Annotated in this window: 12 protein-coding genes; all 12 read right to left on the bottom strand. The window is 51.2% G+C overall.

Annotated elements, in window-relative coordinates:
* Positions 1–4 precede the first annotated feature (4 nt).
* The 12 genes from MESINF_RS06990 to MESINF_RS06935 all read right to left on the bottom strand — a co-directional run bounded on the left by MESINF_RS06990 (position 5) and on the right by MESINF_RS06935 (position 13,227).
* The gene (locus MESINF_RS06990; RefSeq protein WP_169699157.1) at positions 5–832 is read right to left on the bottom strand and encodes a carbohydrate ABC transporter permease; all 828 of its coding nucleotides are present in this window, start codon (positions 830–832) and stop codon (positions 5–7) included.
* Entirely contained in the window at positions 829–1,728 is a 900-nt protein-coding gene (locus MESINF_RS06985) for a carbohydrate ABC transporter permease (RefSeq protein ID WP_169699156.1), read from the bottom strand. The genes MESINF_RS06990 and MESINF_RS06985 overlap by 4 nt, the downstream gene beginning before the upstream one ends.
* A 3-nt stretch (positions 1,729–1,731) precedes the next feature.
* On the bottom strand, positions 1,732–2,985 hold the full coding sequence (locus tag MESINF_RS06980) for an ABC transporter substrate-binding protein (RefSeq protein ID WP_169699155.1): 1,254 nt from the start codon (positions 2,983–2,985) through the stop codon (positions 1,732–1,734).
* A 2-nt stretch (positions 2,986–2,987) separates the two neighbouring features.
* Entirely contained in the window at positions 2,988–4,421 is a 1,434-nt protein-coding gene (locus MESINF_RS06975; protein WP_169699154.1) for a DUF4434 domain-containing protein, read from the bottom strand.
* Positions 4,422–4,688: 267 nt separating this feature from the next.
* Complete coding sequence (locus tag MESINF_RS06970) at positions 4,689–5,735, bottom strand: Gfo/Idh/MocA family protein (RefSeq protein ID WP_169699153.1); 1,047 nt, start codon at positions 5,733–5,735, stop codon at positions 4,689–4,691.
* Positions 5,723–7,168 carry a DUF4127 family protein gene (locus MESINF_RS06965; RefSeq protein WP_169699152.1) on the bottom strand — a complete coding sequence of 482 codons (1,446 nt, stop codon included), beginning with the start codon at positions 7,166–7,168 and terminating at the stop codon, positions 5,723–5,725. Before MESINF_RS06965 ends, MESINF_RS06970 begins: the two co-directional genes overlap by 13 nt.
* Positions 7,165–8,493 (bottom strand): FAD-dependent oxidoreductase, encoded by a 1,329-nt coding sequence (locus MESINF_RS06960; RefSeq protein WP_169699151.1) that lies wholly within the window; start codon positions 8,491–8,493, stop codon positions 7,165–7,167. The genes MESINF_RS06965 and MESINF_RS06960 overlap by 4 nt, the downstream gene beginning before the upstream one ends.
* Before the next feature lie 12 nt (positions 8,494–8,505).
* Positions 8,506–9,363, bottom strand: a complete 858-nt coding sequence (locus MESINF_RS06955; protein ID WP_169699150.1) for a carbohydrate ABC transporter permease — start codon at positions 9,361–9,363, stop codon at positions 8,506–8,508.
* Positions 9,360–10,241, bottom strand: a complete 882-nt coding sequence (locus tag MESINF_RS06950; RefSeq protein ID WP_169699149.1) for a carbohydrate ABC transporter permease — start codon at positions 10,239–10,241, stop codon at positions 9,360–9,362. The genes MESINF_RS06955 and MESINF_RS06950 overlap by 4 nt, the downstream gene beginning before the upstream one ends.
* A gap of 59 nt (positions 10,242–10,300) precedes the next feature.
* Positions 10,301–11,533 (bottom strand): ABC transporter substrate-binding protein, encoded by a 1,233-nt coding sequence (locus MESINF_RS06945; protein WP_169699148.1) that lies wholly within the window; start codon positions 11,531–11,533, stop codon positions 10,301–10,303.
* A gap of 15 nt (positions 11,534–11,548) precedes the next feature.
* Positions 11,549–12,226 (bottom strand): hypothetical protein, encoded by a 678-nt coding sequence (locus MESINF_RS06940; protein WP_169699147.1) that lies wholly within the window; start codon positions 12,224–12,226, stop codon positions 11,549–11,551.
* Positions 12,223–13,227: a LacI family DNA-binding transcriptional regulator gene (locus MESINF_RS06935; RefSeq protein ID WP_169699146.1), complete on the bottom strand. Its 1,005-nt coding sequence runs from the start codon at positions 13,225–13,227 to the stop codon at positions 12,223–12,225. The genes MESINF_RS06940 and MESINF_RS06935 overlap by 4 nt, the downstream gene beginning before the upstream one ends.
* Positions 13,228–13,497 lie beyond the last annotated feature (270 nt).

Below are 13,497 nucleotides of genomic sequence, written 5' to 3'. Positions count from 1 at the left end.
TGCTCTATGATTTGATACCTCCAACCTGTATCCCTTGAATGAACGTTTTCTGTGCCAGGAAGAAAAGAACGATTATGGGAATAGTCATCAACACGGACCCTCCCATCAGTTGCGGCCAGGCAGTCGTACGCGATGTCGACAGTTGCTGGAGACCGATCGAGAGCGTGTACATTCGATCGTCGTTAAGATATATCAACGGATTCAGAAAGTCAGTCCAGGTCCATATGAATATGAAAAGCGCCGAAGTCGCCAGAGCCGGTTTGGACAGTGGAAGATAAACCTTAAGGAAGATCTTCCACTCGTTGGCGCCGTCGAGTTTCGCCGCATCGGAAAACTCCCTCGGTACGGTGTCGAAAAACTGTTTCAGAAGAAATATCGAGAAGGCACCACCGAAGAAAGTCGGTACTATTAGCGGCAGGAACGTGCCGACCCAGCCGAGTTTGTTGAAGAGAACGAATTGCGGTATCATGGTGACTTGCGGCGGTATCATCAGAGTTACCAGCAGTATCCTGAAGAGAATCTTCTTGCCCGGTATCCTGAAATAGGAGAATCCGAAGGCCACCAATGAAGACGAAAGCATGAAACCAAGCAAAGTCATCCCCGTCACTATTATAGTGTTGAGAGTGTATCTCAAGAAGGGGAGTTCCACAAGCAGGTCGGCGTAATTGGACCACAACACCTCTGAAGGCCACCATACAGGTGGGAAGGCGAAAACATCGTCGTAGGACTTGAGAGACGTCGAGAACATCCAGAAGAACGGTATCATGAAAAACACGGCTCCGGCTATAAGCAAGAGGTATATCCATGCTTTACCGAGCGATCTTTTATTCATTGCTTATCTACTCCCCCGAAGTAACCGTATTTTCCGAAAAACTTGAAAACGAAGACAATCGCAATGGAAGTCATTATGAGCAACACCCATGCCATGGCGCTGGCGTAACCCATTTTGTAGAACTGGAAGCCATTTCTGTAGATCGACAGCGCGTAGACCAGCGTAGAGTTTTCCGGTCCTCCACCGGTCATTATAAAAACGCTCGTGAAAGACTGGAAGGAGTTTATTATACCCATCACCACGTTGAAGAGTATAACCGGGCTGAGCATGGGAAGAGTTATCGTGAAAAGCTTGGCGATTCTTCCGGCTCCGTCCAGTTCAGCCGCTTCGTAGAGCTCGATGGGTATGTTCTGCAAGCCGGCCAGATATATAACCATAGCTCCGCCGACTCCCCAAACGCTGGTTAAGATGAGTGCCGGCTTCGACCAGACCGGGTCGGTCAACCAGCCAGGCGTGGGAAGACCTATTCTTTCCAGAAGCAGGTTCACCGGTCCGAACTGCGGATTGAGGAACCACTTCCAGAGGAGAGCCGTCGCAACGGCCGGAACTATGCTCGGCAAAAAGTACATGGTCCTGAATATCCCCAGAAACTTGACCTTTGTGTTCAGCAAGAGGGCCACAAGGATGCTCAGGACCTGTGCGAGGGGGATACCGATTATCGCCAAATACAAGGTGTTATAGATAGACTTCCAGAACAGCGGGTCTTTGAAGAGTTGGATGTAATTGTCAAATCCGGCCCAGCGTGGCGAAGATAGCCCGCTATAATGCGTGAAACTGAAATACAGCGATGCGATTATCGGATAGGCCGTGAAAATGGCAAGACCGATCAGCCAGGGAGAAAGGAAGAGTAAACCGATACGCGCCTCTCTAAGCCTGGACTTCGCCACTTTGCTCATGGATTATTCGTACCTCCCCAGTTCCCTTATTACGGCCTGCTGAACATCGTTCAAAGCCTGCTCGGCCGTCTTGGCTCCGCTCTGTACGTATTGCAACGCCTGATTCAGTTCCTCCATGTAATACAGTCCGATCGGAAGCGTGGGGAAGAAATACACATAACCATTGGTCAGCATATCTATATATATCTCCATATTCGGAAGCATTTTTGACCGGAAGGCCGGGTTTTCTATCGAATCGACCCTGGGGGGGATGTTCGACAGCTCGGCGGCGAACCTGGCGGCCTGATCGTTGTCGGTCAACCATTTCAGAAACTCGAAGGATTGATCGGGATACTTCGAACCTTTGGGGATCGCCCAGAAGGAGCCATTCAAATAGGCTACCTTCTCTCTGCCGCCCTCAGGAGCCGGGAAGGGCGAAACTCCGAATTCGAAGTCGCTCTTGGCGAACTGCCTTATAAAAAGCAGCTCCCACTGTCCGGCCTCCTGGATCGCCAGCTGTCCACGGTAGAAAGGGTTGTAGGAGCTGGCCATCTCTCCCCAGGTGGCCTGGAAGACCCTGATCTTCTGCAGATCGAACTTCTTGTAGTACGAAGCCACCCAGTCGAGCGCCGCGACATTGCCGGGATGGTTGGCCGTTATCTCTTCGGTTTCCGGATCCCATAGCTGGCCGCCGAAGACGTAGAAATAAATGTGGCTCACATTTGGTAAAAAGCCCAAACGCCTGATATTGCCCCTGGTGTCCTGTTTGAAAAGCAGTTCTGCGTATCTGTCAAGCTCCTTTATGTTTTCCGGAGGTCTGTCCGGGTCGAGACCGACCTCTTTGAAGAGGGTCTTGTTCCACATGAAGGCGTAGGCGTTGAGGGTCGTGGGAAGGCCGTACTTGATCCCCCTGTATGCTCCGTAAGACCATACACCGGGAAGATAGTCTGACTCGTCGATCCCTGCCGAGTCAAGATAATCGTTGAGCGGTATCAAAGCGCCGCTCTCGCCCAGCGGAACTACCATCCAGTCCCAGATCGTCACTATATCAGGCGTAGAAGATCCGGCCAGAGCGGTATTTATCTTCTCTCCCTGTCCTATTGGAACGAAGACCGGCCTCACAACTATCTCGCTCTGGCTTTTGTTGAATTCCTCTACCAGAGCCAGAAGGGCCTTCCCTTCGTCCCCTCCCCAGGCGTACCAGAAGGAAAGCTCGGTCTTGGCCAGACCGACCATAGCAACAATCAGTATCACCGTGATCGCAAGAACTTTCCTCATGATCAATCCCCCAATCCTGTGTATTCTTTATAGGCCTTGTAAAGCTCTTCGGCCTTTCCTCCCAGCCTCGGAGTCATGTAGTGAGGGAAATCGAATATGACGACTTTCTCGGTGTAGGGAGACTGCATCTGAAGCTGGTCAACTACCCTTTCTATATCGGCCGGGACGGCCTGCCAGCTTCCGGCATCGACGGGCCAGCCGTGGATCTGATTGAAGACCTCCACGTTTACCCAGAACCTCACTCCGTGTTTATCCATGATCGGTTTCAAAGCCTTTATAACCCCGGCCGACTCGGCGACCGAAGTCCTTCTGGTTCCGACACCGTCCTGCATGGCTATGATATCCACCTTCGCCTCGCTGAGCACATAGTCCCACCATTCGGCATATGCCTCCCCGTTTGGGTTGATTCCGAAGTATGGAGAGATCATAACCGGCTTTCTGGTGAGGAACTTTGCATAGGTAACCATCGATTTCAGATAGGTTCTGATACCGTCTTTCCTGCTCTGCGTTAGGAAATTCCTGTCGTCTATCTCTTCGGGAAGGTACCAGCCGGCCAGAGATGCGTGAGCGCCGTAAAGATTGAAAAGCTCCGTCAAAATCCTCTGGTTCATGTTTATCTGTTCCTTGGGATCGAACTCACCCGACCAGTAAGACGGATTGAGCGAAAGACCTAGGAAAACGTTCATATCGAGTGAATCGGCGGCCTTCAAGAGTTCGCCAAGCGTGTCGTTTACCTTTTCCTGTTTGTTCTCTTCCCAGGTGACCTTCCCCGCGCTCATAAAAACCTTTCCGTCGCTGGAAATGGCTACTTCGTAACCCTTCGAGGGTATCTGGACACCCGATATTTCCGATCTCATGAACTTTACCGCGATAGAATCTATAGCTGTCAACTCTCCCAGATCTATAACAATCTCGATGGGTTTTTCCGGATACTGCCAGCCCACCATAGCGCCCCAAGCGTAATCGGCCGCACCGTCGGTCAATTTCCCATCGGAAGGATAGCTTGGGTTAGCCTGTGGATCGACTGTGTAGGCTCTTCCGACCGAGAGAACCTCTCCTCCCTTCTTGACTGTGATCTCGGGAATCATTGTCCACTCCTTACTGGTCGGTTCAATGACTATCTTCACGAACCTCGTTCTGGTAGAACCCCTCCATACCAGTTCGGCGATACTTTCATCGGGTGAGATCTCGTCCGTTTTCATATACTTGGAAGGGTAATAAAATCTCTCCCCGTAAGCGCTGTACTGGATTATCACTGTATCCATACCTATATCTTTCATTAAAGAGAGCTCACTCTTCCACTGTTCCTCAGTGAACTGGGAAAGCTGTCCATCTAGCTGTATGAAAGCTCCTGTTATATTCTTGACCCCTCCGCTGGCTGCAAAGGTCGACAGGCCCGATACTATTATCGCGAGAAAGATAGCGATTACCTTCATTCGATCAACCTCCTTCAAAGTTAGCTGTCTTTTATGAATATTCTACCAGAAATTATTATTTTCTCCAAAACTAATAGATAGTTTTGAGAAATACTCACAAACGATGATATACAACTGCGAGCGAAGAATTCTAAAAAGCTGATTGGCAGCCCTTTGAATCTGGATGGGTAGAATGAATGGAGCCCGAAATAGTCGTTTATCGACGACATTTCCAGCTTGCAGATGTCGATCGGTATTTTCTTAATTGTATGAGATCCACGGGGTTATTCAGGTAGCCGATAGTGCCTCTATCGTTTCGACTTTCTCCGGTTTTCCGGTTCTCACCGACTCGAAGATCGAGAGTATCACCAGAGAGGTGTTCACCGCGTCTTCGAGGCTCACCAGGAACTCTTCGCCGCTCACCAGGCAATCGATGAAGTGCCTTATGCTTTCGTACGCGAATCCCTTTGCCTTTCCGTGAATGAAATGCCTCACAAGCACATCGGGCCGTTTAGCTTCTCTCTGCGTATAGCTTTCGATCATCTGGTTGTTGCTTAAATCAAGGTTCACCATTCCCCGGCTTCCCGTGAAGTTGAACTTGATATCGTTCACGCATGGGTTGGTGTTCGGTGTTATCCAGCTGTTCTCCATGGTCGCTATACCGCCCTTTCTGAACTTGAGAAGGGTCTGATAGATATCGGTTGTGTCCAGTCCCAAGTTTTTTAGAACGCCGCTGCTGCTGACCGAATAAACGCTTTCCACCTCATCATTGAAAAACCATCTCAGAGTATCGACCGAGTGGCTCCCCAGGAACCAGAGGATCGACGAGCGGGCCGACCACGGCAACATATCTGTGGCCACCCAGAGCACATCGTTCAATCTGAAGTAGGCGCTGACTGGCGTACCCAGCTCTCCTTTGTCGAGCATCTCTTTGGCCACAGCGAAGGGAGGGCTCCACCTGTTGTGAAGATCGGTCATGATCCTCACCCGGTTCTTCGATACGGAACCGACAATTGCCGCGAGATCCTCTCTGGTGGTTGCCAGCGGCTTCTCAACCAGCAAATCTTTGCCGGCGTTGGCACAATCGATGGCGATCCTTCCGTGGGCGAAGTCCGGGGTCACAATAGCCGCCGCGTCGAAATCGAGGCTTTCGAGCATCTCTATGTGATCGGTGAAGAAATGGGGTATTTCGAACTTCTGAGCGAAGCTCTTCGCTCTCGATCGGTCGAGGTCGCAGATCGCTATCAGCTCTACGGCCGGATGTTCCCTGTAAAGAAAGGCATGCGTCTCCCCCCAGACGCCGGCCCCAATTATCGCCATTCTTATCTTCGACATTCTCTTCCCTCCTCTATCAGTTCCAGATCGCATTCGAAAGTTCTGTCCCAGGGCAGGAAGAAGTCCGCTATGGAAATACTTCCCTTTTTTACGACACCGCCAAAAACGTCGTGACGCCTGCCGTAGAAGTACCTTTCGATCAATTCGACTGCCCGAGGTATGAATAGGTCGTCGCGGAATTCCTCGAATAGACGGCCTGATTCACTGACCCTGTATTCGTCGCCGCCGACATCCCGAATTCTCTTCTCGAGTTCGTCTCTCAAGACGCCCTGATAGAGGTGATCGTCGAGGAGACGGGAGAGATAGAATGAACCAATCTCGCCGCTGGAGTTTGTAGATCTGCAGGCCGCCACCACCACGGCAAGCAGCGTCCCCAGACTGTTAGAAGCGGTGTTCCACCCCGAGTAGCCCCAGATATTTTCCAAACCCATATTAAGGAAGGCCTCCACGAACTGCCGGTTAGAGCCATTGGCCCTGAAAACGTCGAGTATAAAGATCCTCTTCTTCTTTTTCGATAAATCCTCGAGCTTTTCCAGAGCTTTCTCTACATCGCTACCGGCTATAAAGATCGAGGTTTGTGACTCCTCAGAGACGGTCAAACCTACCAGCCTCATGTGCGATTTGACGTTTTCCCCGAATCGCCTGTCCTCGAAATCCATCACTTTCTTTTCCGTCTCGGGCGAATCGTAGATCAGATCCACCGAAAGCGGTTGCCGGTCTGCAGATGTAAAAGTCAACAGCTCCTGGATAACCTCGTCGGCGCCGTTGTGAATGAAAACACTCTCTGCAACACCACTCTCCAGAGAAAGTTTTTCGAGCGCTTCCAGCTCGCGCTTCTGTGGACCGTTGGGGAAGGTGTCTTCTTGGGCAAGCACGAGTAGATCGGCGACCTTTTCTTTAACAAGCTCCACACAGGCCCTGTTGACAATATGGTTCCTGTTTCTGAGTCTGTAATAACTCTCCAGAAAGCCCCACGGAAAAGTAGATTCTATCGAGCGAGCCTCGCTATCTTGGCCGTTTCCGATAGCGCGAAGATACCGATTGAGTCTCTCCCAGAGTTCTCTGGAGCCGGCGGAGGAGACAGAGATCGAGGCTCTCCTTACTATCGAGGAGAGAAGTATCCTGGAGCTGGGATTTCTCTCTCTGAGTTCGCGAATCAGTTCCAGTCTTTTCAGAGCTTCGGGTTCACTCACATCTCCGGCTCTGGAGGCGATAAGCCCACCGAAGAGGAGCATATCCACAGATATCACGAAAGCGTCGCCGCTCTCTTCAATAAGCCATAGACCAAGCTCTTCGCACTTTCCCGGTCTCATGTATCTGCCCAGAAGCTCCCTTCCGGGGAGGCGGATTTCCAGTCCGAGCATTTTTCCGATCTTCTGAACCATACTGTAATTTGGTGGTCTTTCGTCCATAGGAAGAACGACTGCTTTCACAGAATTCCCCCCATTCTAGATATCTCATTCTGAATGTTCTTTATCGGTACATCTCTCACCCTGAAATGTGAACCTTTCGATAGCGCGGCGCATATGCCCGCGGCCATGCCGGTGGCCGAGGCCAGCGGACTGGTCCTGAGCGCGGAAAAGGCGAGATGCTCAGCGCTGAGCGCCCTCCCGGCGAGAACCACGTTTTCCAATCCAAGCGGAAAGAGAGCCCTGAGGGGTACGCTGTACTCTCCCGGGAAGGGTATTTTCATGGTTTTCAGCTCTCCCGATTCGGGAACGTGCAGATCGACCGGATAAGAGCCGATGGCGATCTTGTCTACGAACTCTTTTTGCCCGAGCAGATCGTCAACTTTCATCATGTACTCTCCGGTCACGTGGGTAGTCTCTCTCACTCCTATACTGCATCCTGTCTGTATGAGAGACGCATTCGCGAAACCCGGCACCTCACTCTTCAAGAAATCCATGAACTTCCATGCGTCGATATTTCCGTCGCTCTGGGCGGCTGTCAGTTCAACGGCACTGCCGCCGAATCCGGCATAGCGAGTCGTGTTCATGAAAACCTCTCCGGGATGGAAGGGTATTTCGAAAAAGAGCAACCTGTCCCGTCTGAAGTTGACCCTGTAATTGCGCAGAAGCGGCATGAAACTGAAGAAGCCAGCGACTGCGAGGTAGAAGAAATCACGCCTTTCACCCAGCACGAAATCCGATTCGTGCTTGTTAATGAAAGAGATGATCTCGTCTCTGTCTATTCCTCCGATTCTCATCACAAGCGTCATTGGTTGACAGCTGGCCCTGTCGCCGTCACCGTTGATGTATCTGGCCCCGGCTTTGATCGAAAGGTTTCCCTCTCCGGTGGCATCTATAAATGCTCGCCCTATGAAGGTGCGGAGCTCATTGGCGTTCACGGTCTCTATACGCTGCAAAAACCCGTTTTTCACCCAGACCCTGCCGACCAGCGAATTGAATAGATAATCGACTTTGGCTTCCCTGAGGAGGTCTATCAAAACACTCTTCATTTTCTCTGGATCGAAGGGTGTAATACTTTTCACGAAACCGATAGGATCTTCCAGATGTCCGTGAGAGCCTCTCTCCCTTATCAGTCTCTCCACTATTTCCTGACCTATTCCCCCGATCACCTGTCTTCGGTGGGAGTGGAAGGTCATCATAGGGTTAACCAGCGAGCCGGTCAGAACTCCTCCGAAAGACATACCTTTCTCAACGAGAAGAACCCCGGCGCCGAGTCGGGATGCGGCGACTGCTGCCGAAACACCGGCTATGCCACCACCCACGACGATTACATCGTAAACTCTTTCCATTGTTTCACCCTCTCATTTTATTCCAGAGCTCAAAGCGGTATCGGTGAAGTAACGTTGAAAAACTACGAAGATCAAGATGACCGGTAGGATCGACACGGTAGTTGCGGCCATGAGTGGTCCCCAGTCTGCGGTGTACCTGTTTTTGAAGACCTCCAGGCCCAGTTGAAGAGTACGCATGTTTCTGTCGCTGGTTACTACCAGCGGCCAGAGGAAATCATCCCACGCCTGCGTGAAGGTGAATATCGCCAGCGCCGACATGGCCGGTTTGCCCAATGGCAGGAAGATCCTCGTGAAGATGCTTATCTCTCTTGCACCGTCGATCCTTGCGGCCTCGGACAGCTCTCTTGGAAATTGCATATAGAATTGCCGCATTATGAAGACGCCGAATACACTCATTATATGAGGTACCACAAGGCCGGCGTAGGTATTCAAAAGACCTGTGCCTCCCTGTCCGAAGATGTTGTTTCCACCTGCCAGTGGAAAAGATTTCACCATCAGGAAGGTAGGAATCAGCGTTACCTGAACCGGTATCATCATCGTGCTCAAAAGCAGTAAAAAGAGAAAGTTCTTGAGCGGGAAGTCCAATCTCGCGAAGGCGTAGCCTGCCAGCGAACAAAAGACGAGATTGAATGCCATAGAGATCAGCGAGACTACGGCGCTGTTGAGAAAGTACCTCTCGAATCCGCGCGTCGTGAGCGCCGTCGTGTAATGGTCAAGGGTCAGATGGTGCGGTATGAACGTGGGAGGCCATGTGAAAAGCTCGGCGTTGGGCTTGAGCGAGGAAATCGCCATCCAGAAGAAGGGCGATCCCATCACTATGGCCGCTATCAGAAGGAGGAAGATTACCCTCAGACGTTTCAACTTTCTCATTCGGCCACCTCCTTTTCGCGTCGCCAGGTGAAACTCACAACCGAGAGAGTCATTATTATTATCCCTAGAACGAAAGACATGGCGCTGGCGTAACCCATATCCATGTAATCGAAAGCGGCGCGGTAGATCAGTAGGCCGACGGTCGTCGTACTCTCCAGAGGTCCACCGCTGGTCATAACGTACATTTCCGTGAATGACTGCAACGTGCTGATAAGACCGACGATGAGAACGTAGATATGTACCGGCCTGAGCAGCGGTAGGGTAATCTTCAAAAATCTTTTGAAGGCAGAGGCGCCGTCTATGGCCGCCGCTTCATAAAGATTTCTCGAGATTCCCTGGAGTCCCGCCAGATATATGAGCATATTCCAGCCGGCTCCTCTCCATACTCTCATCGCCACTATCGAATGCATCGCAGTCGCAGGGCTTCTAAGGAAGTTCTGTGGAGGTATGTTGAACAAAGAAAGCAGAAAATTCAAGATCCCGATCTGGGGATCGTACAGCCATAGCCAGATCATACTGGCGGCCACCATGGGCGTCACTACGGGCAGATAATAGATAGCCCTGAAAATGCTCATGCCCTTCAGGCCGGTATTGACCAGCAGGGCCAGCAGGAGTGACAGCAACATGTTCAGCGGAAGAACTTCGACAGAAAACTGTAGCGTCCTCAGCACCGCGCTCCAGAATTGCGTGTCGCCGAAGATTCTCGAATAGTTGACAAGGCCGACCAATTTTGCCGACCCGAAACCGGAAAACTTCGTGAAGCTCAAATAAAGCGATACGAAGATGGGAACTATCCTGAAGATGATATTGTAAACGAGTACCGGTGAGATAAAAATGAACGCGGTCAACATGATCCGCCGTTTCAGCCTGTTAGTCACCTTTCACCCCGCAAGATTATCGCGATCGAAATATTGCCGGCCTTTCGGCCGGCAGGACTTTACTTGAGTTTACTTACTTCTTTGGCCGCTTCGTCGAGGGCGTCTTTCGGATTCATTGCGCCCATGACGGCTCTTTCGAGGTATTTGGAGATGATATCTCTTGCCTGGACCCAGAAGGGAACGTTCGGGTTGCCGTAGGCGTATTTTGCTCCTTCGACGAACTTCTTGAGATCTGGGTCGTTCGCGATGAAATCAGCCTGGGCGGCCGACTGCCTGGGTGGAAGACTTCCAAGGGCTTTATTTATCTTCACGATCGAATCCTTGGAGGTCAGGAAAGCCAGAGCCTTTGTGGTAGCTTCAAGGTTCTTGGTGCTGCTGGAAACCATGAAGCCCGCGAAGGAGTAGAATCCGGCCCTGGTGTACCTGGCAGGGGGGAAGGCCAACCTGATTTTCGAGTAAGATTCCGGACTGTACTCCTTAAGGGCGGCCAGCGACTCGTTATTCATGAAGACCATGACGGCCGTACCCGCGGCGATCGGCGAGAGGTTGCCGACTGGAGTCAGTCCAAACTCTGAAGCCACTTTGGCCTCGCGCACGAGCCCAACGTAGTATTCGAGGGCTTCAACGCCGGCTGGGCTGTTGAACACCGGATTCAGCTCATCGTCGAAGAGCTTGCCACCGTTCTCTATAAGGAAACTCGTCCAAACCTGCTGGAGGTCGATGCCGGTTACGGGAATATCGAGACCGGCCCTTACTATTCTCCCGGAATTGTAAACCGTGGTGGCCTTTGCAAATGTCACCAGCTGTTCCCATGTTACTGGGGGTTCGTTCGGATCCAGTCCGCTCTGCTCGAAGAAGTCGGCCCTGTAAGCCAGAAGCCTTCCCGAACCGAACACGGGGACGAAATAGTTCTTGCCCTTGTAAATACCCACATCGAGAGCGGCACCGAAATCGGCCGGATCCTCGAGCCTGGCGATGAGATCGTCGATGCTCCTTATCACACCGTTCTCTACGAACCCGGCGATGGCGGCCTGACCGTGCATGAATATATCCGGTCCTATACCGCCAGCAAAGGCCGTAGTCAGCTTCGTGGAGAGCTCTCCCCATGGAATGTACTCGACAACGAGTTTCAGATCGGGATTCGCCTTCTCGAACGCCGGAATCAGTTCGTCATCCATGGCTATCGTTAGCTGGTCCGATGTGCCCGCGAACCATACTGTGACGTTTGTTTTGCCCAACCCTACAAAGACTAACAGACTCAAAATTGAAATAACCAGTACAAGCTTTTTCACTTCCACACCTCCCCTTCAGTATCGGATTGCTTCGCTGAACGATTTAACAACGCTTGAAAAGCTCTCGATATCGGTTCCGGTGACAATGGGGCCGATTATGATGCCCCTGAACCCAATCTCGAAAAGCTCCCTGACTTCTTCGGGTTTTACTTTCTTTTGCGTGGGCAGGAAACAGGGAAGAACGGCCCGCTCTATTACTTCGCGGTATCTCAGAAGATCCATAAGCGTGAGAGAGCTGCCGTACTTCTCGGGATTGACCGTAGAGACCTCGATACAATCGGCGCCCAGAGATTTCAAGTTGCCGGCCATCGAGGGATCGTAAGTGTAGTTCAGCGCCAGCATCTTCGACATCCCGTTCCTCAGAAGGTAGAGCGGCGCGTAATCCACATAAACGTCGAAGAAAGAGATGCCCGATTTCTCCATTTCCTCGATCTCAGCAGCACTGGACATATTTTCGGCTCCCGGCACTATACCCATGCATGGATCGAACTCGGACTTGATTCTTCCAACCGTTTCTCTTATACCATCCCACGTAGCGTGGAGTTTGCCGGTAACCCTGTGTTTAACGTTGACATGAAGCTTTACCGCGTCGGCTCCGTTTTCCAGGGCTGCCCGGGCGAATTCGAATGTGTTGTCCGGCAGACTGACTATCAACAATTTCCGTTCCGATTTCAACAGCTGCGAAAAAATCATTTCCAGCCCCCTTTCAGCGTCTCGCCTTTCAGAAGATAAGGCTCGACAAAAACCACGCCCCTGGCCTCGTCGTTTCCCTCGAGCAGTTCCGACAGCATCACTGTGGCGATCTTTCCCAGAAGGTAAGGGTTGAGCGCGATTGTCGTCAGTCTAGGCCTTATTCTCCTGGTGAAGTCCAGTCCGCCGAAACCGATTACCCCGACCTGCCCGGGAATGGCTACCCCCTGTTCAAAGAAGGCTTCCATAACTCCTTTTGCCAGCCAGTCGGTTGTACAGAAAATAGCTTCGCGTCTTTCGGACCTCATGTATTCCCTCTCAACGAATTTTTTCCCATCCCTCTCTTCGAAGGAATTACACTCGATGATCCTCACGTTTTCTCCTGGATAATTGTTTTCCTTCAGACACTTGAAAAAGCCTTCGAGCCTGTCTGCGAAGGTCGAAACCTCTCTGGGCCCGGTGATTACGGTGATCATTTCATAGTTATTTTTAAGCAGTTCATACGCGGCGAGATAGCCGCCCCTGACGTTATCGTTGTTCACCGAAGGGAAACTCTCGAGGCCGCAGTATTTGCCTATGAGAACGGTCGGGATTTTGAGAGACATGAGAAAATGTATCATAGATTCAGGCATCGGTATGCCTCCCACGATCAACCCTTCAACTAGATCGACGGGGATAAGCGACTCGTTAAAGGCGCTGCGGCTTCTCATCGATTGAATCAGGCAGTGAAGACCTTCCCCGCTGGAAGTCTGGAGAATGCCCCTCTGCACGCCTGAGAAGAATTCGTCGCTCTCGATCGATCTGTGGGGATTGCTCACAAAGAACATGATCACTCTGTTGCTGGATATGCTCCCCGGCTCGATTGGATGCCCCAGCTTCTTGGCAACTCTGAGAACCTTCTCCTTCGTACTCTCGCTTATCCTTGGATCGTTCTTTAGAACACGTGAAACCGTGGAGATCGAAACTCCCGCCCTGGTAGAAATCTCCTTCAAGGTCACTTCCATGGCACAACTCCTTTATGCAAATTGTGCAAACAGACTGCAACCGAAACATTGTAGCACCCGGAAAGAAAATAAATAAACCCAAAAGAACCTCCCCTGGTGTCACCTGAGCTAATCATCTCCGATTAAGACTTATTATTCAGCGGGATCTATACATATCTGAAGGCTTCGTTTCGTAAGACACGAAATAGAAAGTATTGCAAATTATGCAAAAAAAGTAGTGCATTATTCGTAAAACACGAGAGAATGAGCTTCGAGAGTTCTCTCTCTCCA

Source organism: Mesotoga infera (assembly GCF_900157305.1).
GTDB lineage: Bacteria > Thermotogota > Thermotogae > Petrotogales > Kosmotogaceae > Mesotoga > Mesotoga infera.
Note: the sequence above shows the minus strand (reverse complement) of the source record. Positions and strands in the feature narration are given on the sequence as shown.